Source organism: Pseudomonas sp. MBLB4136, from assembly GCF_051904765.1.
Taxonomy (GTDB): Bacteria; Pseudomonadota; Gammaproteobacteria; order Pseudomonadales; family Pseudomonadaceae; genus Aquipseudomonas.
On record NZ_CP196713.1, the window covers coordinates 1,443,587 to 1,463,698 of the forward strand.

The 20,112-nt window shown below is 68.8% G+C and carries 24 protein-coding genes; 18 read left to right on the plus strand and 6 right to left on the minus strand.

Annotated features, from left to right (window positions below; all coding sequences use genetic code 11):
- The first annotated feature begins 16 nt into the window (after nucleotides 1–16).
- The 9 genes from cobU (at nucleotide 17) to ACSX1D_RS06600 (ending at nucleotide 8,554) form a co-directional block, all read left to right on the plus strand.
- The gene (gene cobU, locus ACSX1D_RS06560) at nucleotides 17–538 is read left to right on the plus strand and encodes a bifunctional adenosylcobinamide kinase/adenosylcobinamide-phosphate guanylyltransferase (protein ID WP_439861494.1); all 522 of its coding nucleotides are present in this window, start codon (nucleotides 17–19) and stop codon (nucleotides 536–538) included.
- Entirely contained in the window at nucleotides 535–1,590 is a 1,056-nt protein-coding gene (gene cobT, locus ACSX1D_RS06565; RefSeq protein ID WP_439861495.1) for a nicotinate-nucleotide--dimethylbenzimidazole phosphoribosyltransferase, read from the plus strand. Before cobU ends, cobT begins: the two co-directional genes overlap by 4 nt.
- Nucleotides 1,587–2,162 (plus strand): alpha-ribazole phosphatase family protein, encoded by a 576-nt coding sequence (gene cobC, locus ACSX1D_RS06570; protein ID WP_439861496.1) that lies wholly within the window; start codon nucleotides 1,587–1,589, stop codon nucleotides 2,160–2,162. Before cobT ends, cobC begins: the two co-directional genes overlap by 4 nt.
- A complete protein-coding gene (locus ACSX1D_RS06575) occupies nucleotides 2,159–2,896 on the plus strand; it encodes an adenosylcobinamide-GDP ribazoletransferase (RefSeq protein WP_439861497.1) in 738 nt (245 codons plus the stop codon). The genes cobC and ACSX1D_RS06575 overlap by 4 nt, the downstream gene beginning before the upstream one ends.
- Nucleotides 2,897–3,191: 295 nt before the next feature.
- Nucleotides 3,192–4,400, plus strand: a complete 1,209-nt coding sequence (locus ACSX1D_RS06580) for an MFS transporter (protein WP_439861498.1) — start codon at nucleotides 3,192–3,194, stop codon at nucleotides 4,398–4,400.
- A complete protein-coding gene (locus tag ACSX1D_RS06585) occupies nucleotides 4,397–4,522 on the plus strand; it encodes a hypothetical protein (RefSeq protein ID WP_439862383.1) in 126 nt (41 codons plus the stop codon). Before ACSX1D_RS06580 ends, ACSX1D_RS06585 begins: the two co-directional genes overlap by 4 nt.
- Before the next feature lie 166 nt (nucleotides 4,523–4,688).
- Entirely contained in the window at nucleotides 4,689–5,615 is a 927-nt protein-coding gene (locus tag ACSX1D_RS06590; protein WP_439861499.1) for an esterase/lipase family protein, read from the plus strand.
- 50 nt (nucleotides 5,616–5,665) lie between these two features.
- A complete protein-coding gene (locus ACSX1D_RS06595; protein WP_439861500.1) occupies nucleotides 5,666–6,736 on the plus strand; it encodes a lipase secretion chaperone in 1,071 nt (356 codons plus the stop codon).
- Between the two features lie 30 nt (nucleotides 6,737–6,766).
- Nucleotides 6,767–8,554 carry an ATP-binding response regulator gene (locus ACSX1D_RS06600; RefSeq protein WP_439861501.1) on the plus strand — a complete coding sequence of 596 codons (1,788 nt, stop codon included), beginning with the start codon at nucleotides 6,767–6,769 and terminating at the stop codon, nucleotides 8,552–8,554.
- A gap of 51 nt (nucleotides 8,555–8,605) precedes the next feature.
- Here the strand turns inward: ACSX1D_RS06600 and ACSX1D_RS06605 are convergent, their stop codons facing one another.
- The 3 genes from ACSX1D_RS06605 to ACSX1D_RS06615 form a co-directional block, all read right to left on the minus strand.
- A complete protein-coding gene (locus tag ACSX1D_RS06605; protein WP_439861502.1) occupies nucleotides 8,606–9,220 on the minus strand; it encodes a response regulator in 615 nt (204 codons plus the stop codon).
- A gap of 104 nt (nucleotides 9,221–9,324) precedes the next feature.
- A complete protein-coding gene (locus ACSX1D_RS06610; protein WP_208709069.1) occupies nucleotides 9,325–9,804 on the minus strand; it encodes a hypothetical protein in 480 nt (159 codons plus the stop codon).
- A gap of 254 nt (nucleotides 9,805–10,058) precedes the next feature.
- A complete protein-coding gene (locus ACSX1D_RS06615; RefSeq protein WP_439861503.1) occupies nucleotides 10,059–10,913 on the minus strand; it encodes a sulfurtransferase in 855 nt (284 codons plus the stop codon).
- A 181-nt stretch (nucleotides 10,914–11,094) separates the two neighbouring features.
- Between ACSX1D_RS06615 and ACSX1D_RS06620 the strand changes: the two genes are divergently transcribed.
- From ACSX1D_RS06620 to ACSX1D_RS06630, 3 genes are read left to right on the plus strand one after another with little or no spacing between them, the layout of a single operon-like run.
- Nucleotides 11,095–11,424 carry a rhodanese-like domain-containing protein gene (locus ACSX1D_RS06620; RefSeq protein WP_439861504.1) on the plus strand — a complete coding sequence of 110 codons (330 nt, stop codon included), beginning with the start codon at nucleotides 11,095–11,097 and terminating at the stop codon, nucleotides 11,422–11,424.
- Between the two features lie 53 nt (nucleotides 11,425–11,477).
- Nucleotides 11,478–12,239: a ZIP family metal transporter gene (locus tag ACSX1D_RS06625; RefSeq protein WP_439861505.1), complete on the plus strand. Its 762-nt coding sequence runs from the start codon at nucleotides 11,478–11,480 to the stop codon at nucleotides 12,237–12,239.
- Complete coding sequence (locus ACSX1D_RS06630; RefSeq protein WP_439861506.1) at nucleotides 12,236–12,919, plus strand: spermidine synthase; 684 nt, start codon at nucleotides 12,236–12,238, stop codon at nucleotides 12,917–12,919. The genes ACSX1D_RS06625 and ACSX1D_RS06630 overlap by 4 nt, the downstream gene beginning before the upstream one ends.
- A 70-nt stretch (nucleotides 12,920–12,989) precedes the next feature.
- Here the strand turns inward: ACSX1D_RS06630 and ACSX1D_RS06635 are convergent, their stop codons facing one another.
- Nucleotides 12,990–14,051: an SMP-30/gluconolactonase/LRE family protein gene (locus tag ACSX1D_RS06635; protein ID WP_439861507.1), complete on the minus strand. Its 1,062-nt coding sequence runs from the start codon at nucleotides 14,049–14,051 to the stop codon at nucleotides 12,990–12,992.
- 149 nt (nucleotides 14,052–14,200) lie between these two features.
- Here ACSX1D_RS06635 and rnd point away from each other — a divergent pair, with 149 nt between their 5' ends.
- The 6 genes from rnd to ACSX1D_RS06665 all read left to right on the plus strand — a co-directional run bounded on the left by rnd (nucleotide 14,201) and on the right by ACSX1D_RS06665 (nucleotide 19,116).
- Entirely contained in the window at nucleotides 14,201–15,334 is a 1,134-nt protein-coding gene (gene rnd / locus ACSX1D_RS06640; RefSeq protein ID WP_439861508.1) for a ribonuclease D, read from the plus strand.
- Complete coding sequence (locus tag ACSX1D_RS06645; RefSeq protein WP_439861509.1) at nucleotides 15,331–15,624, plus strand: YcgL domain-containing protein; 294 nt, start codon at nucleotides 15,331–15,333, stop codon at nucleotides 15,622–15,624. Before rnd ends, ACSX1D_RS06645 begins: the two co-directional genes overlap by 4 nt.
- A gap of 23 nt (nucleotides 15,625–15,647) precedes the next feature.
- The gene (locus tag ACSX1D_RS06650) at nucleotides 15,648–16,580 is read left to right on the plus strand and encodes a D-2-hydroxyacid dehydrogenase (RefSeq protein ID WP_439861510.1); all 933 of its coding nucleotides are present in this window, start codon (nucleotides 15,648–15,650) and stop codon (nucleotides 16,578–16,580) included.
- An 87-nt stretch (nucleotides 16,581–16,667) separates the two neighbouring features.
- Nucleotides 16,668–17,117: a YcgN family cysteine cluster protein gene (locus ACSX1D_RS06655; RefSeq protein WP_439861511.1), complete on the plus strand. Its 450-nt coding sequence runs from the start codon at nucleotides 16,668–16,670 to the stop codon at nucleotides 17,115–17,117.
- Between the two features lie 103 nt (nucleotides 17,118–17,220).
- Nucleotides 17,221–18,447 (plus strand): hypothetical protein, encoded by a 1,227-nt coding sequence (locus ACSX1D_RS06660; protein WP_439861512.1) that lies wholly within the window; start codon nucleotides 17,221–17,223, stop codon nucleotides 18,445–18,447.
- Nucleotides 18,448–18,483: 36 nt separating this feature from the next.
- Entirely contained in the window at nucleotides 18,484–19,116 is a 633-nt protein-coding gene (locus ACSX1D_RS06665; RefSeq protein WP_439861513.1) for a LysE family translocator, read from the plus strand.
- A 6-nt stretch (nucleotides 19,117–19,122) separates the two neighbouring features.
- Here ACSX1D_RS06665 and ACSX1D_RS06670 read toward each other — a convergent pair whose 3' ends face one another.
- Nucleotides 19,123–19,590 (minus strand): RNA methyltransferase, encoded by a 468-nt coding sequence (locus ACSX1D_RS06670; RefSeq protein ID WP_208709093.1) that lies wholly within the window; start codon nucleotides 19,588–19,590, stop codon nucleotides 19,123–19,125.
- A gap of 55 nt (nucleotides 19,591–19,645) precedes the next feature.
- On the minus strand, nucleotides 19,646–20,020 hold the full coding sequence (locus ACSX1D_RS06675; protein WP_255839136.1) for a YajD family HNH nuclease: 375 nt from the start codon (nucleotides 20,018–20,020) through the stop codon (nucleotides 19,646–19,648).
- Between the last annotated feature and the right edge of the window lie 92 nt (nucleotides 20,021–20,112).

Consider the following 20,112-nt stretch of genomic DNA (forward strand, 5'->3'; position numbering starts at 1 on the left):
ACCCTACGGAGAGGCCATGCATGAACTGATCCTCGGTGGCGCCCGGTCCGGCAAGAGCCGCCTGGCCGAGAAGCTGGCCGCCGACAGCGGCTTGCCGGTGACCTATATCGCCACCAGCCAGGCGCTGGACGGCGAGATGAGTGCGCGCATTCGCCAGCACCGCGAGCGGCGTCCGCCGCACTGGGCGCTGCTCGAAGAGCCCGTCGAGCTGGCGCGGGTGCTGGGCGAGCAGGCGGACACGGGCCGCTGCCTGTTGGTTGACTGCCTGACCCTGTGGCTGAGCAACCTGCTGATGCTGGACGATGCGGCGCGACTGAGTGCCGAGCGCGACGCCCTGCTCGCGTGCCTGGGCGAATTGCCGGGGCGCATCATCCTGGTCAGCAACGAGACCGGGCTGGGCGTGGTGCCCTTGGGCGAGCTGAGCCGCCGCTATGTCGACGAGGCCGGCTGGCTGCACCAGGCCCTGGCCGAGCGCTGCCAGCGGGTGACCTTCACCGTGGCCGGCTTGCCGATGATCCTCAAGGGGCAGATGCCATGAGTCGCCAGTGGTGGCAGGCCGAATGCCGGCCCGTGGATGCACGGGCGCGGGAGGCGGCCGAGGCCCGCCAGCGGCAGCTGACCAAGCCGGTCGGCGCCCTCGGCCAGCTGGAGCGCGTGGCGATCCGGCTCGCCGGTTTGCAGGGCCGCCCGCGACCGTGCATCGAGCGGGTGTTCATCGGCCTCTTCGCCGGCGACCACGGTGTGGTCGAGGAGGGCGTATCGGCCTACCCGCAGGCCGTCACCGGACAGATGCTGGCCAACTTCGTCGGCGGCGGCGCGGCGATCAGCGTGCTGGCCCGGCAGCTGGGCGCGACCCTGGAGGTGCTCGATCTGGGCACTGTCACGCCTCGGGCCGACCTGCCCGGGGTGCGCCAGCAGCGCCTCGGCCCTGGCACGCAGAGCTTTCTTCGCGGCCCGGCGATGAGCGCCGAGCAGACGTTGCTGGCCCTGCAGGCCGGGCGCGACAGCCTGTTGCGCGCCGAGCAGCTGGGCGTCGAGCTGTTTATCGGTGGCGAGATGGGCATCGGCAACACCACCGCCGCCACGGCACTGGCCTGCTGCCTGCTGGACTGTCCGGCTGCCGAACTGGTCGGCCCGGGCACCGGCCTGGATGGCGACGGCGTGGCGCACAAGGCGCGGGTGATCGAGGCGGCCCTGGCCCTGCACGGCCCGGCGTTGCGCGGCCCTTTCGAGGCCCTGCAACGCCTCGGCGGCTTCGAGATCGCCGCCCTGGTCGGCGCCTATCTGGCCTGCGCCCAGCAGGGCGTGCCGGCGCTGGTCGACGGCTTTATCTGCAGCGTCGCGGCGCTGCTGGCGGTGCGCCTGAATCCCGCTTGCCGCGACTGGCTGCTGTTCGCCCACTGTGGCGCCGAACCCGGCCATCGCCGGGTGTTGGATGCCTTGGCGGCCGAGCCGTTGCTGCAGCTGGGCCTGCGCCTGGGCGAGGGCAGCGGCGCGGCCCTGGCCGTGCCACTGCTGCAACTGGCCTGCCGGTTGCACGAGGAGATGGCCACCTTCGCCGAGGCGGCGGTGGCGGAGCGGCCGGCATGAGCCTGCAGCTGGAGTTGCTGCGCCATGGCGAGACCGAGCGGGGTGGTGGACTGCGCGGCAGCCTGGACGACGCGCTGACAGCCGCGGGCTGGGCGCAGCTGCGCGCCGCCGTGGTGGAGGCCGGTCCCTGGGATCGCCTGATCAGCTCGCCGCTGCAGCGCTGCGCCCGGTTCGCCGAGGAGCTGGCGGCGCAGCGTGACCTGCCCCTGCACCTGGAGCCCGATCTGCAGGAGCTGCACTTCGGCGCCTGGGAGGGACGCAGCAGCGCCGAGTTGATGGTGTCCGACGCCGAGGCCCTGGGCCGCTTCTGGGCCGATCCCTATGCCTTCACCCCACCGGCCGGCGAGCCGCTGCCGGCCTTCGAGGCGCGGGTGCTGGCCGCCCTGGGGCGCTTGCATGCCCAATACGCCGGCGAGCGCCTGCTGCTGATCACCCATGGCGGGGTCATGCGCCTGTTGCTGGCGCGGGCCCGCGGTCTGCCGCGCGAGGGCCTGCTGCAGGTGAACGTGGGCCATGCCCAGCGCGTTCGCCTGGAATGCCGGGCGGACGGCCAGTTGCGGGAGCTGCCATGAGCCCGCTGCTGATCGCCCTGCAGTTTCTCACCCGTCTGCCCGTGAGGCTGGCGGCCATGCCGACGCCCGTAGAGGTCGGGCGCTCGCTGCTCTGCTATCCCCTGGTCGGCCTGCTGATCGGCGGGCTGTTGCTCCTGGCGCACGCGGGCCTCGGCGGGACCTCGGCGCTGCTGCAGGCGGCCCTGTTGCTGGCGCTCTGGGTCGGCCTGAGCGGCGCGCTGCACCTCGACGGCCTGGCCGACAGCGCCGACGCCTGGGTCGGTGGCCTGGGCGACCGCGAGCGCACCCTGGCGATCATGCAGGACCCGCGCAGCGGGCCGCTGGCGGTGGTGGTGCTGATGCTGGTGCTGCTGCTCAAGTTCGCCGCCCTGGTGACGCTGCTCGAGGCCGGGCAGGGCGGCTTGCTGGTGCTGGCGCCCTGGCTGGGGCGGGGACTGTTGCCGCTGCTGTGGCTGAGCACGCCCTACGTGCGCGCCGGCGGCCTGGGGCAGGCCCTGGCCGAGCATCTGCCGCGCCGCGCGCTGCCCTGGGTGCTGGCGCTGCACGGGGCCGCGGTGCTGCTGCTCGGCTGGCCGGCGCTGCTGGCCCTGCTGGTGGCCGCCGGGCTGTTCCTCGGCCTGCGCCGGGCCATGCTGCGACGCCTGGGCGGTACCACCGGGGATACCGCCGGTGCCCTGGTGGAGCTGGTCGAATGTGGCGTGCTGGTGGCGCTGGCACTGCACCTCCAGCCCTGAGGGCAATCTGTAGCGGCGCATTGGCGGGCAGCTGTAGCTGCCGCGATGCGGGCTGGGGGTATATACCTGTCGCCAACCTGCCGCACCCTTGGCCCTGCGTTCCGTCGCGCCTTGCCAGTCGCGGCGTGAGCGAGGCCTACGACGATGCGCGTATAGCCATCGACCTGAATGTCACCCAGTATTCGTGGTTCAGGCAGCGCGGCGAGCAGCGCCGATGGTGCTGCTCGCCGGCTGATGCCGGCTCGACCGATATTTTCTCGATAACCCGGGTCACGGCTCGGCAAGGACTGTTTTTATGACTTCGGTATGGCGCACGAGTGGTTGGGTTCTTCTGGGCGCGTCCCTGATCCTCGCTCTGTCACTCGGCATCCGCCACGGCTTCGGCCTGTTCCTTGCGCCGATGAGCGCCGAATTCGGCTGGGGCCGCGAGGTGTTCGCCTTCGCCATCGCCCTGCAGAACCTGATCTGGGGCCTGACCCAGCCGTTCACCGGCGCCCTGGCTGATCGCTTCGGCGCCCAGCGCACCATCGTCGTCAGTGGCGTGCTCTATGCCCTGGGCCTGGTGCTGATGGGCCTGTCCGATTCGGCCTGGTCGCTGTCGCTGAGTGCCGGCCTGCTGATCGGCATCGGCCTGTCCGGCACCTCCTTCTCGGTGCTGCTCGGCGTGGTCGGCCGCGCCGTGCCGGTCGAGAAGCGCAGCATGGCCATGGGCATCGCCGCGGCGGCGGGCTCCTTCGGTCAGTTCGCCATGCTGCCCGGCAGCCTCGGCCTGATCAGCTGGCTGGGCTGGTCGGCGGCGCTGCTCGCCCTGGGCCTGCTGGTGGCCTTGGTCGTACCGCTGGCGGCGATGATCAAGGACAACCCGCTGCCTAGCGCCGGCCACGAGCAGACCCTGGCCGATGCCTTGCGCGAGGCCGCCGGCCATTCCGGCTTCTGGCTGCTGTCCCTGGGCTTCTTCGTCTGCGGTTTCCAGGTGGTGTTCATCGGCGTGCACCTGCCGGCCTACCTGGTCGACCAGCATCTGCCGGCGCTGGTCGGCACCACGGTGCTGGCCCTGGTCGGCCTGTTCAACGTGTTCGGCACCTATATCGCCGGCTGGCTGGGGGGGCGCATGTCCAAGCCGCGCCTGCTCAGCGCCCTGTACCTGGCCCGCGCGGTGGTCATCGCCGCCTTCGTCATGGCGCCGCTGACGGTGTGGAGCGCCTATGCCTTCGGCATCGCCATGGGCCTGCTGTGGCTGTCCACCGTGCCGTTGACCAATGGCACGGTGGCGACCCTGTTCGGCGTGCGTAACCTGTCGATGCTTGGCGGCATCGTCTTTCTCTTCCATCAGCTCGGCGCCTTCCTCGGCGGTTGGCTGGGCGGCTACCTGTACGACCAGACCGGCAGCTACGAGCTGGTCTGGCAGATCGCGATTGCCCTGAGCCTGATGGCCGCGGTATTGAACTGGCCGGTGCGCGAGCAACCGGTGGCGCGCCTGCAGGGCGCCGGAGCCGGGGCGTGAGCAGTCGGCACTGGCTGAGCGCCGGCCTGGCCCTGGCCGGGGCCGGCCTGCTGGCCCTGGTCTGGTGGGGCTGGCAGCAGGGCGGCCTGGCATTCCTGCAACTGGGCCTGGGCGCCTGCTAGGGCAATAGCCCGTTGGCCGGGCCTGCCACGCGGCGCGTGCAGTTCGTCACATTGGCGCTGCGTTCACCCGTTTGGGCGATTAGACCCGCTATCCCGTCTTCTTAAACTCTTGCCACGCCGGACGCAGTCCCCCGGCGTGCCCACAAGAAAAATAAAGGAGGCACCCATGCGTCGCGCATTCACTGCAACCCTGGCCGCACTGGCCCTGGCCGGAGCCGTCGAGGCCCAGGCCAACTACACCCAGACCAAGTACCCGATCGTGCTGGTGCACGGTGTCACCGGTTTCGACACCATCGGTGGCCTGGTCAACTACTTCCATACCATTCCCTGGAACCTCGAGCGCGACGGGGCCAAGGTCTATGTCGCCAGTGTCGCGGCGCTCAACGACAGCGAGCAGCGCGGCGCCGAACTGGCCCGGCAGATCGTCCCATGGGCCACCGCCAACGGCGGCAAGGTCAACCTGATGGGCCACAGCCAGGGCTCGCCGACCTCCCGCGTGGCCGCCTCGCTGCGTCCCGACCTGGTGGCGTCGGTGACCTCGATCAACGGTGTCAACAAGGGCTCCAAGGTCGCCGACGTGATCCGTGGGGTGATCCCGGCGAACGGCCTCATCGAAGGCGGTGCCAATGCCATCGCCGTGGCCCTCGGCTCGGTGATCAACCTGCTGTCCGGCAGCAGCAATCCGCAGAACGGCGTGGCCGCGCTCGGCACCCTGACCACTCCGGGCACCGCCGCCCTCAACAGCCGCCACCCCTGGGGCGTGAACAACGCCAGCTACTGCGCCAAATCGACCGAAGTGCACAACGTGCGCGGCAACAACATCCGTTACTTTTCCTGGACCGGCAACACCAGCTACACCAACGTCCTCGACGTGGTTGATCCGTTCCTGGCCATCACCGGCCTGGTGTTCGGCAGCGAGAAGAACGACGGCCTGGTCGGCGTCTGCTCCACCTACCTGGGCCAGGTGCTTGGCGACAGCTACAGCATGAACCACGTCGATGCGATCAACCACCTGTTCGGCATTCGCGGCTGGACGGAGCCGGTGTCGCTGTACCGCCAGCACGCCAACCGCCTGAAGAACAAGGGCGTCTGATCCCGCAAGCCATCGCGGGCGGCCGCGGCCGCCCGCCATCCGGAGTCCGCATGCCGCTGCCTGTGCGCTACATCGCCCCGCTGTTCTTCCTGATTGTCGCGCTGGCCGGCCTTGTCCTCTATTGGCAATGGCCGGTTGCTCCGCCCACGCCCCATGTCGGCGCGGCGGTCGAACAGCAAGCACCGGCGCTCAGCCCGGTTGCGCCGCAGGCGTTGCCCGGCGTCGCCCGCCAGCAGCCACTGCAGCAGCCGCCACTGGTGCCGAGCATGGCTGACACCGAGGTCGATGGTGAACTCAAGACCGATCGCGCCGGCAACCTGCTGCTCGGGCTGGGCGTGCGCGATTACTTCGATTATTTCCTCAGTGCCGTCGATCAGGTCGGCCTGGATCGCTCGGTGGAGGCGCTGCTGGCAGATGCTTCTGGGCGTTTGCAGGAGCCGGCGCTCGGTCAGCTGATCGGCCTGCTGGGTGACTACCTGGATTACAAGCGCGCCAGCCTGGCGCTGATGCAGCAGCCGCTGAGCGCCCAGCAGCAGAGCCAGCCGCAGACGCAGCTGGCGACCCTGCAACAGGCGTTCGACAACCTGGCCCAACTGCGCCGTGCGCACTTCTCCGCCGCGGCGGTGGAGGCGCTGTTCGGCGCCGAAGAAGCCTACGCCCACTACACCCTGGACAACCTGGCGCTGCTGGCGCGCGAAGACCTGAGTGAGCAGGCCAAGGCCGAGGCCCAGGCGCGCTTGCGCGACCAGTTGCCGGCGGCCCTGCGGGCCAGCGAGGAGCGCCAGCAGCGGGCCCTGGCCCAGCAACAGGAGAGCGACCGGCTATGGCGCGAGGGCGCCAGTGAGGAACAGGTGCGCCAGGCGCTTGCCATGGCCTATGATCCGCCCACGGTCGAGCGTGTGCTCGCCGAACAACGCGACGAGCGCGCCTGGCAGAAACGCTATGGGGCTTACCGCCAGGAGCTGGCCGGCCTGCAGGGCGACGGCCTGAGTGCGGCGGACCAGCAGCGGGAGCAGCAGCGCCTGCGTCAGCGCTTGTTCAGCTCAGAAGAATTGCACCGGGTGGACACCTATGACGCGATTGCCGCCAAACAGCAGGACGGCGCCAGCCCCCAGCCGTGATTCCGTGCCGGCAGGCCGCGGGCGCTGCCGATGAACCTGCCGGAGGAGGAACGCCTGCTGCTCGCGCAGCAGCGCCGCGGCCATAACCGCTTGCGTTTCGTCGCGGCGCTGGAGCAGGGCTTCGTCGAGCACCGGGTGCAGCGCATCAGGCGTCGCCTCTGGCTGATCGGCGGCGTCGCGATCGGCTTCCAGCTGGTCTATGTCGGCCTGGACCTGGCCCTGCTGCCGCCAGTCGTGAGTCTGTCGATATTGCCGCTGCGCCTGCTGGGTATCGCCGGCGTCCTGCTGGCTTGCCTCTACTGCCGCCGTCCCCAGAGTTCGCTGTTCGGCACCCAACTCGCCTACACCGGCGCCTACGCGCTGAATGCCGCCTGCGTGGTGGCGCTGATCTACCTGAGCGAGGCCCTGGGGCAGTCCATGCCCTATGACGGCCTGTTCCTGATCCTGCTGTTCGGCTATGTGCTGCTCGGCGTGTCGTGTCGCGCGATCAGCCTGGCGGCCTGGGGATTCTGCCTGCTGTACCTGCTGCTCGGCGTGCTGCTCACCGATGCGGGGTCGCAGCTGGCCTTCCAGGGGCTGTTTCTCGGATGCGCCAACCTGATCGGCAGCGGTGGCGCCTATCTGCAGGAGCATGGCCAGCGCAGCGCCTGGCTGAACATGCGCCTGCTCGACCTGGCGCGCCAGCGCGCGGTCGCCGACGATGGGCGCAAGCTGCGCCTGCTCGCCGCTGCCAGCCATGACCTGCGTCAGCCCCTCAACGCCATGGGCCTGTATGCCCAGCACCTGCTCGAGCAGAGTCACGAGCCGGGCATTCGCCAGGTCAGTGGGCGTCTGGCAACCTCGGTGGAACAGCTCAGCCGTCTGCTGCAGTCACTGCTGGACTACAGCCGCCTTACCCTGCCGGGGGGCGTGCCGGTCAAGCCGGAAGTCTTCCCCCTGCGCCCGCTGCTCGAGCGCCTGAGTGGCGAGACGCGGGATGAGGCCAGGGATCAAGGGGTGGACCTGCAACTGCGTTGCGCCGACCTCTGGGTGCGCAGCGACCCGCTGCTGCTCGAGCGGGTGCTGCGCAATCTGCTGGTCAACGCCCTGCGCCACGCCCGGGCGCGGCTGGTGACGGTCGCCGCGCGGGAGGAAGACGGCGCCGTGCTGCTGGAGGTGGCCGACGATGGCCGCGGCCTGTCCCGGGAGGAGCAGGCCCAGGTGTTCGAGGAGTTTCGCCAACTGGATAACCCGGGGCGTAATGCCGAGCAGGGCCTGGGGCTGGGCCTGGCGATCGTCCAGCAGCTGGCCACGCTGCTGGAGCACCCGCTGGAGCTGCACTCCAGTCCGGGGCAGGGTGCGCGCTTCAGCTTGCGCGTGCCGCTGGCTGTGGCGGGTGAGGCGCCGGCGCCGGCGCCTGTAACCCAGGCGATGCAGGGGCGCGTTCTGCTGCTGGAGGACAACGGCCCGGGCCGCCAGGCCCTGGCCGGGCTGCTGCAGCGCTGGGGGTGCGAGGTATGGGCCTGTGCCGGGCTGGCGGAGGCGCTCGGCTGTGTCGGCGAAGCCCAGCCCCAGCTGCTGATCAGTGATTACCGTCTGGCCGCCGAGGAAGATGGCTTGCAGGCCATCGAGCGGGTGCGCGAGGCAGCCGGGCGGATGCTGCCAGCCTTGCTGATCAGCGCCGACATCAGTCCCGAGTTGCAGGAACGCTGCATTCCCGCGCACGTCACCCTGCTCGGCAAACCCCTGCTGCCGGCGCGGCTGCGCCAGGCCCTGGCGGTATTGCTGCCGGGCGCCTCGGCAAGCCAGGCGCAGCGCACAGCCAGCACGGAAAGCTAGCGCCTACGGCGTGTGCGCGCAACGCCGGCGTGCCGAGCGCTTGGGCGAGGCTCAGAGCCAGCCGCGCTGGCGCGCCGCACTGACGCAGGCGGTGCGGGTGTGCACCTCGAGTTCCTGGAACAGCGCCTTCAGGTGGGTCTTGACCGTGTCCTCGGCGACCCCCAGCTGGCGGCTGATGGCCTTGTTCGGCAGGCCGTCGGCCAGCAGCAGGAGAATTTCCTGCTGGCGGGGGGTGAGTTGGGGCTTGTCGGCGGCCGGGGCGGGAAGTGTCTCGCCGAGCAGTACGCGGGTCACCGCCTGGCGCAAGTCGTCGCCGTCGGCGCTTTTCGGAATGAAGCCCAAGGCCCCGGCGGCCAGGGCGGCCTGGGCATCCAGGCTGGAATCGCTGGCGCTGAGGATCGCCACCGGGGTCATGCGCCCCTGCTGCTGCCAGCGTTGCAGCAGCTCCAGCCCGGGCAGGTCGGGCAGGCGCAGGTCCAGCAGGATCAGGTCGAAATCCTGCCGTTTCAGGCAGTCCTCCGCATCGGCGGCATTGTACGCCGCCTGCACCCGCAGATCGGCGCACAGCGGGGCGAGGGCCAGGCTCAGGCCGTCGAGAAATATTCGGTGATCGTCCACCAGCAACAGGTTCAACTGGTCTGGCAAGGCAGTGCAAAGTGTCGTCATGGCTGTCCCACGCGGCTTTTCTTGTAGTTGTCGACGCTGCGCGAGTGTACCGCAATCGCGCGAGCGGAATCGCTGCGTGAGGTCGCGGTTGTGGACGAGTGGGCTCAGGCGACCTGGCTGAGGTTGCCGACGCAGCGTTGCCAGGCCGCGATGAATGCGCCGGGCTGGCCGTGGGGATGAAACACCCGCCGCCAGATCAGCGCCAGGCCAAGCAGGTCGTTGGCCGCCGGCAGCACGATGTCTTCCGCCTCAATCAGCAGCCAGGCGATGGCGGTGGCGTAGCGCAGGTTGACGGTCAGCTCCAGGTGCGGGGCGGCGAGAAAGGCATGCTGGCTGGCCAGCCCGCGGACCTGGCTGGCCAGATCCGGATCGCGGGCCAGGTGCAGGTCCCACAGGCGTTGGTGGCGCTGTTCGGCGATGCGGTACAGGCCATGTCCGCGGCGGTCGTCGAGGGCGCTGCCAAGCCCGGATTGGCTGGCGGCGGCCCCCAGCAGAAGGGCTTCGGCGGCAGGGGAGTGGCGCCCCAGGTAGATCAGGGTGGGGCGAATGACGTGCTGGCACAACTCGCAGGCGGCGATACCCATAGAGCCCTCGCGGAAGGTGGCCGGTGGGGCCAGGGCGCATGGCAGCTTCTGTTTGTTCTGATAAAGGCCCCACCGGGAGCGGGGTTAGCCGCTCATGTTCAAGTCTAGTGCGACCTTTGAGCCGTAAAGGGCTGTTTTTAAATTGTTTTCAGCTTTCGCTCATTGCCTATATTCCACATCGTGCTTAATGAGGCGCGGATGGCGGCAGAGATTGCCTAGCCTGCTTGCCTCGACCTCCGCGCGCCCGTGCAGGCTCAGTCGCCGCTCGCCACGGGCCGCGCCGGATCGGTGATCCACTCGCTCCAGGAGCCGGCATACAGCGGCGCCAGCGGGTAGCCGGCGAGGCACAAAGCGAACAGGTTGTGGCAGGCGGTGACGCCGGAGCCGCAGTAGGCGACCAGTCCGCTGGCCGGGCGTGCGCCCAGTTCCCTGGCGAAGCGCTGGCGCAGCTGTTCGACCGCCAGGAAATGGCCATCGCTGTCCAGGTTGTCGGTGAAGGTCGCGCACCGGGCGCCGGGAATATGCCCGGCAACCGGGTCCAGCGGCTCCACCTCGCCGCGAAAACGCGGCAGCGCGCGGGCGTCGAGCAGGGTCAGTTCGGGGCTGCCCAAACGCTGCTGCAACTGCGCGGCGCCGATCAGCAGGCGCGCATCCGGCTCCCCGTGGAAATTGCCGCGGGGGCGGCTCGGTTGTTCCTGGCCAAGGGCCTGGCCGGCGGTCCTCCAGGCCTTGAGCCCGCCGTCGAGCAGGTAGACGCCCTCACGCTTGCCCAGCCAGGCCAGCAGCCACCAGGCGCGGGCGGCGAACGCGCCGGGGCCGTCGTCATACAGCACCACCTCGTCGTCCTGGTTCAGGCCCCACTGGCGCAGGCGCTCGACCAGGGCGTCCGGCGCCGGCAGCGGGTGCCGCCCGGTGACGCCTTTGTGCACGGGGCCGGACAGGTCCTGCTCGAGGTCGGCGAAGCAGGCGCCGGGAATATGTCCGCCGGCATAGCTGCGCTGGCCGTAGCCCGGGTCGTCGAGGGCGAAGCGGCAGTCGAGTATCAGCAGGTCGGTCTGATCGAGACGAGCGGCCAGGGCCGCGGGGGTGATCAGCTGGGCGAGGGGCATGATGGGCGTCCTGTGTCCAAAGGGGGCAGAAGCATCATAAACCCAGCCCCGCAGCAGCGGTACAACGCCTGGACTAGGCTGGCTGTGACCAGGCGCTGCCGCCGCGGCGCGGTCGAGGAGGAAGGGTGAATGCCTAAGGTGAATGCGCTCAGGCGCGCTGCCTGTTTTTTTGGAGTCCCGCATGGTTGAGGCCATCTCTGTCGCGCAATTGCAGGCCCTGATGGCGTCGGCCAAACCGCCACTGCTCTGCGATGTGCGCCGCCAGCCGGCGTTCCTGGCCAGCCCCGCGGTGATTCCTGGCGCGGTGCGCCGCTTGCCCGAGACCGTTGCCACCTGGGGCGCGCAGCTTGGCGAGGTGGAGGAGGTGGTGGTGTATTGCGTGCACGGTCACGAGGTCAGCCAGGGCGTCGCCGCGCAACTCGCCGAACGGGGCGTGCGCTGCCGCTATCTGTTCGGTGGCATCGAGCAGTGGCTGGCCGAGGGTGGCCCGACCGTGGCACCGACCGATTGAGCCCGGCGGTCGGGCCTTGGTTGAGTTGCTGTTGAGCATGGAAGAGGTGATGTGTGCAGCAGTTGCTGATGGTGGTGCTATTCACCCTGATTGCGGGCATGGCGATGCCGTTCGGTGCGGCCCTGGCCAGTGTCGAGCGGATCAGCCCCGGCTGGCTGGAGGAGGAGTTTCGCCACAGTGTGATCGCCTTCGGCGGCGGCGCCTTGCTGGCGGCGGTGGCCCTGGTGCTGGTGCCGGAGGCGATCGACGATCTCAGCCCTGTCCCGGTCATGCTGTATTTCGCTGCCGGCGGGGCGGCGTTCATGGCGGTGGACATCCTCCTGTACCGCATGCAGACCTCGGCCAGCCAGCTGGCGGCCATGCTCGCCGACTTCGTTCCCGAATCCCTGGCCCTGGGCGCGGCCTTTGCCATCGGCGGCGAGGGGGCGGTGCTGCTGGCGCTGCTCATCGGCCTGCAGAACCTGCCGGAGGGCTTCAACGCCTATCGCGAGCTGAAGGATTCGACCCGTTACAGCCGCGCCAGGATCATCCTGCTGTTCGCCGCCATGGCGTTGCTCGGCCCGGTGGCCGGGGGGTGCGGCTATCTGTGGCTGGCCGACAGTCCGGCGCTGGTCGGCGCCATCATGCTGTTCGCCGCCGGCGGCATCCTCTACTCGGTGTTTCAGGACATCGCCCCCCAGGCCAGGCTGGACAAGCACTGGGCGCCTTGCTGGGTTTCGTACTGGGTATCGTCGGGCACATGCTGGCTGTGGCCTGAGCCGGGCTGCTGTATCGTGCCGCCTTCTTTCACTGCACAGGTCGGTCGATCGACATGAAACGCTTCGTACTGCTGGACACGGCTCAGATTCCCGATGGCGCCGGCGCGCTGTGTCTGTTCGAGTACGGCGAGGACTTCGTGATCAAGATCGCCGGCGGCGACGGTGGCCAGCTGATGAACACGCGCATGCACGGCTCGGAAGACGCCCTGGCGGCGATTCCCTGCAAGAAGGTGGCCGGCCGGCCGCAGGTGCGGGCGCTGATCGGCGGCCTGGGCATGGGCTTTACCCTGGCTTCGGCGCTGCAGCACCTGGGGGCGGATGCCGAGGTGACGGTGGCCGAACTGGTGCCCGGCGTGGTGGAGTGGAACCGCGGGGCGCTGGGCGCCAAGTCGGGGTACCCGCTGCTGGACCCGCGCACCCGGGTGGTCCAGGAGGATGTCGCCAAGCTGCTCAAGGCGTCCGCCCAGGCCTTCGATGCGATCATGCTGGATGTCGACAACGGTCCCGAGGGGCTGACCCAGAAGGGCAATGGCTGGCTGTATTCGGCCGAGGGCCTGCGTCAGTGCCACCAGGCGCTGCGCCCCAAGGGCATGCTGGCGGTGTGGTCGGCCAGCGTCGACCGCGCCTTCGCCGACAAGGTGCGCCGCAGCGGCTTCAAGGTCGAGGAAGTGCAGGTCTATGCCCACGGCAACCGTGGCACCCGGCACACCATCTGGATCGCCGAAAAACTCAAGTAACAGTCACGCGCTCGTCACCGAACGCAGCCCGCCGCGGGTCAACCGCCGGCGGGCTTTCTCGTAGGGCGAGTCAGTGGATCCTCAGCCTGCCGAGGCGGTCGTTGTCCAGGCTGCCGAGGTACAGGTAGTCGCCCACCGGCTTGGCCGAGGTGACCATGCGCAGGTGGCTGCCGCTGCTGTCGTGCAGGCTGCGGACGATCTCGCCCTGTTCGTTGAGGGCGATGACCAGGCCGTAGGGGATCGCCTTGGGCCACAGGGCGCGCGGCAGTTTGGCCAGCTGCGCCTTGAGCCAGGGGTGGCGATGGAGGAAGTCGGCATCGGTTTTGCGCGGGGTCGGCATCGCGACCCAGAAGGTGCCGGCGCCATCGCCCTGCAGGTTGTCCGGCAAACCCGGCAGGTTGTCGATGAAGGTATCCGCTGTGCCGGCCTGCTCGCCCTTGAGCCAGTAGCGGGTGATGCGGTAGCGGTAGGTTTCGTTGACCAGGACGAAATCCTCGTCGGCCGACAGCGCCACGCCGTTGGCGAAGTACAGGCCCTCGAGTAGCACACGGGTCTCGCCGCTGGCCGGTTCATAGCTGAGCAGGCGACCGTGGGGACGGGCCTCGAGCAGGTCGAGCAGGTAGTCGGGCTGCTCGAAGCGCGACGAGGCGTCGCTGAAATAGATGGTGCCGTCGGCGGCGATGTCCAGGTCGTCGGTGAAGCGGAACGGGACGCCCGCCGCCTCGCTGGCGAGCACCTCGATCCGTCCCCGAGGGTCGATGGACAGCAGCCCCTTGTAGGCGTCGGCGACGATCAGGTTGCCTGCGGCGTCGAAATCCATGCCCAGGGGGCGTCCACCGGTGTGGGCGAAAGGCTTGATCTGACCGTCGTCTGCAATGCGTACGATGCGCCCGTCGTGCAGGCCGCTGTAGACCCGGCCCTGGGCGTCCACCGCGCTGTCTTCCGGCCCCTGCAGCTGTCCCTTGCCGAGCAGCTCGGCCTTCATCAGGGTGTCGTTGGGTTCCAGTACGCCGGTCATGGCGGGAGCGGGCGGCGCCTGCCAGGCCAGTGGCTCGATGGGGCTGGGGGTGACGGCCAGGTAGAGGGCGCTCGCGGTTAGTGCCAGCGCGAGCAGGCCAAGCAATTTCTTCATGGTGGTCATTCCTTGTACTGAAGTCGGGCGGATGGCGCGTGGGCGTCAGATTACACAGGTCGCGCGGGACGCGCCCCTTTGCCGGTATCGATGCCCGGCGAAGGGCGAGGGCGATATATACTGCGCGGTATTCTTGACGGGAGTGCCGCGTGGCTATCGATATTCACTGGATTCTTGACGACGCCAGCCTGGCTCGGCATTGCGCCGACTGGCGCCGTTTACCCTTCGTGGCCCTGGACACCGAGTTCATGCGGGTCGACACCTTCTATCCGATCGCCGGCCTGTTGCAGGTCAGCGAGGGGGAGCGCGCCTACCTGATCGACCCCCTGCAGATCGGCGACTGGAAACCTTTCGCCGCGTTGCTCGAAGACCCGGCGGTGGTCAAGGTGCTGCACGCCTGCAGCGAGGACCTGGAGGTCTTCCTGCGCCTGACCGGCAGCCTGCCGACGCCGCTGTTCGACACCCAGCTGGCCGCCGGCTACCTCAACCTGGGTTTCTCCATGGGCTATTCGCGTCTGGTCCAGGCGGTGCTCAACATCGAGCTGCCCAAGGGCGAGACCCGCTCCGACTGGTTGCAGCGGCCACTGTCGACGACCCAGGTCAGCTACGCCGCCGAGGATGTGCTGCACCTGGCCGAGGTCTACGACGCCCAGCAGAAGCTGTTGTCGAGCGAGAAGAACGCCTGGGTTCTGGAGGACGGTGCCGAGCTGGTGGCCAACCTGTGTCGCGAAGTCGACCCGCAGGAGGCCTACCGCGAGGCCAAGCTGGCCTGGAAACTGTCGCGCCAGCAACTGGCCGTGTTGCGCGCGCTTTGCGCCTGGCGCGAGCACGAGGCGCGGGCACGCAACCAGCCGCGCAACCGCATCATCCGCGAGCATTCGCTGTGGCCGCTGGCGCGCAGCCAGCCGGACAACCTGGTGGCCCTGGCGCGGATCGACGATATGCACCCCAAGACCGTGCGCCAGGATGGCGAGACCCTGCTGCAGCTGATCAAGGACGCCGCCGCCACGCCGCCGGCCGACTGGCCCGAGGCGCTGCCCGAGCCGCTGCCGGTGGAAGCCTCGGCCCTGCTGAAGAAGCTGCGCGCCATCGGCCAGCGCCAGGCCGAGCGCCTGGACATCGCGCCGGAGCTGATGCTGCGCAAGAAAACCCTGGAAGCCCTGCTGAAAAGCGGCTACCCCGATGGCCCGTATGAACTGCCGGACGCCCTGCGTGGCTGGCGCCGTGAATTGATGGGCCAGGCCCTGCTCGACTGCCTGGCCGCCGAAGGAGACCCCGCGTGAAACGCATCTGCTCGATCTACAAAAGTCCACGCAAGAACGAGATGTACCTCTACGTGCTCAAGAGCGATGCGCTCAAGCGTGTGCCGGAGAACCTGCTGGCCGCCTTCGGGCCGCCCATCCACACCTTCGACATGCTGATGAGCCCCGAGCGCCAGCTGGCCCGCGAGGACATCCACAAGGTGCTCGACAACCTCGAGCAGCAGGGCTTTCACCTGCAGATGCCGCCGCCGGAAGAGGAATATATCGAGCACCTGCCGGACGAGCTGCTGCGTCGCAACGATCCGGTCTGATCACGACCTGCCCAGGACACACCATGCACCTGCTGATCGCCGAAACCGACCACGCCACCTATGCCGAACTGCTGCATCAAGCGGCGCCGGAGCTGCAGCTGCATGCCAGCGCCGATCCCGCCGAGCTGAGCCTGCTGGCCGCCGGTTGCCCGCTGTGGCTGGGCCAGCCGGACCTGCTCGCCGCGTTGCTGGCGCAGGGGCACAAGCCGCAGTGGCTGCAGTCCACCTGGGCCGGCATCACCCCCTTGCTGGCGCCGCAGTTGCCGTGCGACTACCGCCTCAGCCGCGCGGTGGGTATCTTCGGCCAGGTGATGGCCGAGTATGTGCTGGGCCACCTGCTGGCCCACGAGCGCCAGCTGTTCGCGCGTCTGGCCGCGCAGGTCGAGCAGCGCTGGGACATCGGTTTACCGCACAGCCTGGTCGGACGCCGGGTGCTGATCGTCGGCTGCGGCGATATCGGCCAGAGTGTGGCGCACTTCCTCGCGCCCTTCGGTGTCGAACTGCTCGGTGTGGCCAGTCAGGCGCGGGTACAGAAACCCTTCCTCGAGGTGACGGGCATGGACCAGCTGCCGCGCCTGGCGGCCCAGGCCGATTACCTGGTCAACCTGCTGCCGGACACGCCGGCCACCCGCGACATCTACGACGCCGCGTTGCTGGCCCGGCTCCAGCCCAGTGCGCTGCTGATCAACGCCGGACGCGGGGTGGCGGTGGTCGATGCCGATCTGGTCGCGGCCCTGGAGCAGGGGCAGCTGGCCGGCGCGGTGATCGACGTCTGTCGCCAGGAGCCGCTGCCTGCCAGTCATCCGTTCTGGACCGCGCCGCACCTGCTGCTCACCGGTCACACGTCGGCGCCGACCGAGCCACGGCTGATGGCGCAGTTGTTCCTCGACAACCTGACGCGCTTTCGCACCGGCCATGAACTGCGCGGCCAGGTGGATTTCGTGCGCGGCTACTAGCCGGCGCCGTTCGGCGATGCGCCCTTGGCCGGGCGCCGGCGCCACGCTAGACTGCCGGCCCTTTCGCCTGTCCCCGTACCGCTCGTTATGGCCGCCAAAGTCGAACCCTTCTGGAAACGCAAGACCCTCGCCCAGCTCGACCAGGACGAGTGGGAGTCGCTGTGCGACGGCTGCGGCCTGTGCTGCCTGCAGAAGCTCGAGGACGAGGACGACGGCAGCGTCTACTACACGCGCATCGCCTGCAAGCTGCTCGACCTGGACACCTGTCGCTGCACCGACTACGCCAACCGCGCACGCTTCGTCCCCGACTGCATCCAGCTCACCCCGGCCCAGGCCGATCAGTTCCAGTGGCTGCCGCCGACCTGCGCCTATCGCCTGGTCAGCGAAGGCAAGGACCTGCCGCTCTGGCACCATCTGGTCTGCGGCGATCGCGACGCGGTGCATGTCGAGCGCATCTCCCAGGCCGGGCGCATGCTCAGCGAAAACAAGGTGGCCGAGGACGACTGGGAAGAGCACCTGATCTTCCGCGCCGGCTAGGCACCGTTGCAGCCCCGCCGGCTTTGTGCAAGCGTAGCCGGCAGCGCCCGGGAACCGGCCCGGCGCCGTGATCCGCATCTTTGTTGCCAAGGAAATGCCCAGCATGCCGATTCGCCTTAGCTTGTTGTTCGCCATCTCGTTGATGCTCAGTACCCCGCTGTGGGCGGCCGTGAAGGTCGACCTGGACTATCGGGTGCGCTTTCTGCCGGAATCCGATCAGGCCGAGGTCAGCCTGACCCTGGAGAAGGGCGAGCGGGTCCTGGGCCTGGATTTCGACCTGGGTGAGGAGGGCATGTACAGCGATTTCAGCGCCGATGGCCAGTGGACCCAGGACAGTCCCGGGCGCGGCCTGTGGCAGCCGGCCGAGGGCCGGGCCACGCTGAGCTACCGGGTGCGCGTCAATCATCTGCGCAACGACGAGCACTTTGATGCGCGCATGACCGAAGACTGGGCGCTGCTGCGCGGCGACGACCTGGTGCCCAGCGCCAGGCTGCGCCAGGAGGACAAGACCGAGCTGGTCGCGCGCCTGCGATTCGACCTGCCCAAGGGCTGGCGCGGCGTCGAAACCGGCTGGCCGCGCATCGGCAAGAACAAGTTCCGCATCGACAACCCGCTGCGCAAGTTCGACCGGCCGACCGGCTGGATAGTCGCCGGCAAGATCGGCACGCGCCGGGTGCGGCTCGGTGATACCGAGGTGACCGTGGCGGCGCCGGTCGGCGAAGGCATGCGGCGGATGGATATCCTCACCCTGCTGACCTTCGTCTGGCCACAGATGCAGGAGGTCTTCCCGCGCGATCCGGCCAAGCTGCTGATCGTCGGTGCCGGCGACCCGATGTGGCGCGGCGGCCTGTCGGCGACCAACTCCTACTACATGCACACGGACCGTCCGCTGGTCAGCGAGAACGGCACCAGTTCCCTGGTGCACGAACTGGTGCACGTGTTCAGCCGCATCAGCCAGCGCGACCGCAGCGACTGGGTCGTCGAGGGCCTGGCCGAGTACTACGCCATCGAGCTGATGCGCCGCGCCGGCGGCTTGAACGAGGAGCGCTACCAGAAGATTCGCCAGCAGCTGAACAAGTGGAGCAAGCCGGTCAAGAGCCTGCGCGGCAACCGCTCCACGGGGCCGGTGACGGCGCGGGCGGTGCTGCTGCTGCAGGAGCTGGATCGCGAGATCCGCCAGGCCACCAAGGGCAATCACCCGCGTTCGCTGGATGACGTGACCCGTGGCCTGATGCGCTTGAACAAGGTCAGCACCCGGGATCTGGTGGAGATCAGCGAAAGCGTCATGGGCAAGCCGTCCAAGGTGCTGGACTCCCGTCTGCTGCGTTGATCATCCAGGGCTTGAGCGCCCTGACGGAGAAGGACCATGCTCGGCATCGAACATTTCGGCCTGTTTCTCGCCGCTACCCTGGCACTGAACCTGACGCCCGGACCGGACATGCTGTACATCGCCTCGCGCGCCAGTGCCCAGGGCACGCCGGCCGGATTGGTGTCGAGCCTGGGCATAGGCGCCGGCTGCCTGGTGCACGCCCTGGCGGCCGCCTTCGGCCTGTCGGCGTTGCTGATGATGTCGGCGCTGGCCTTCAGCCTGGTGAAGTGGGCCGGGGTGCTCTACCTGATCTGGCTGGGCGTGCAGCTGATCCGCGCAGGCTGGCGCGAGGCGCAGCAGCAGACGCTGGTGCCGGCGCGCTTGCCTCAGGTGTTCTGGCAGGGTGTGCTGGTGAACGTGTTCAACCCCAAGGTGGCGCTGTTCTTTCTGGCCTTCTTGCCGCAGTTCGCCCAACCGGACTCGCCACACTTCGTCTGGCAGATGCTCATGCTCGGGGTGATCTTCAGCCTCTGCGGCACCCTGGTGAATGCCGCGGTCGCCGCGCTGTGTGGCCATTTCGGCGCACGCCTGGGCGACCGGCCTTCCTGGCGCCGCTGGCAGCAGAGCGCTGCCGGCGTGCTGATCATGGCCATGGGCATCGGCCTGGCGCTGACCGAACGGCGCGGCTAGGCCGACCTAGAACAGCGGCCCGGACTTGGTGTTATTGCCCTTGGCGAGGCGGTCGTAGAGCACCACGTTGACCGTCGCCGCGAGGTTCATGCAGCCCTGGGTCGGGATGTACACCACGTCTTCGCACCAGCTGCGGATCTGCTTGTCCAGCGAGCCGTCCTCCGGGCCGAAGATGTAGATGGCCCGATCCGGGTGGGTGTACTCCGGCAAGGGCCGGGCGCCCTCGACCAGTTCCACGGCGACCGGGGTACAGCCCAGGGGGATGATCTTCTGCAGGTCGTCGATGGCGATCAGCGGGATATCCAGGTGCACCTGCTTGGTGTCGGTGACGAAGTCGCGGGCGCGCTCGTAGCGCTTGCCGGTGTAGAACACCGAACTGACGCCGTAGCAGCCGGCGGCGCGCATAACCGCACCGACGTTCTCCGGCGACTTGGGATTGAACAGGCCGATGCAGCTGTATCTCTTGTTCGCCACGAAACGGGCCCCCTGAGCAAAGGGCGCCAGTATACGGGGCGCGCTCCGGACTGGCTTATTCTTTGTTCTTCAGCAGCGCGGCGAGGTCGGCGAAGGCCTTGTGGGTCACCTTGGGGCCCTGGGGCGTGGCCGTGGAGCCCTCGCTGAAATACTGCTGGTCGGTGTAGCGGGAATGCTCGTTGTCGTGGCAGTACAGGCACAGCAGCTCCCAGTTGGAGCCGTCCTGGGGGTTGTTGTCGTGGTTGTGGTCGCGGTGGTGCACGGTCAGCTCGCTCAGGCGCTTGCCGGCGAACTCGCGGCCGCAGCGTCCGCAGACGTGGGGGTACATCTTCAGGGCCTTCTGCCGGTAGCCTTCTTCGCGGCTGCGCTGGGCCTCGGCGAGGATGCGGTCGAGCTTGGCGGTGGGCGAGGGCGATTTGTCGGTGCTCATGGTCGGTTCCGTCGTGCGGTTCGGGGCGTATCCGCAGTGTAATCCTGCCGGCAGTCGGCGAGAACCGCCGGGCGGGCACTAATCGAGCGGGG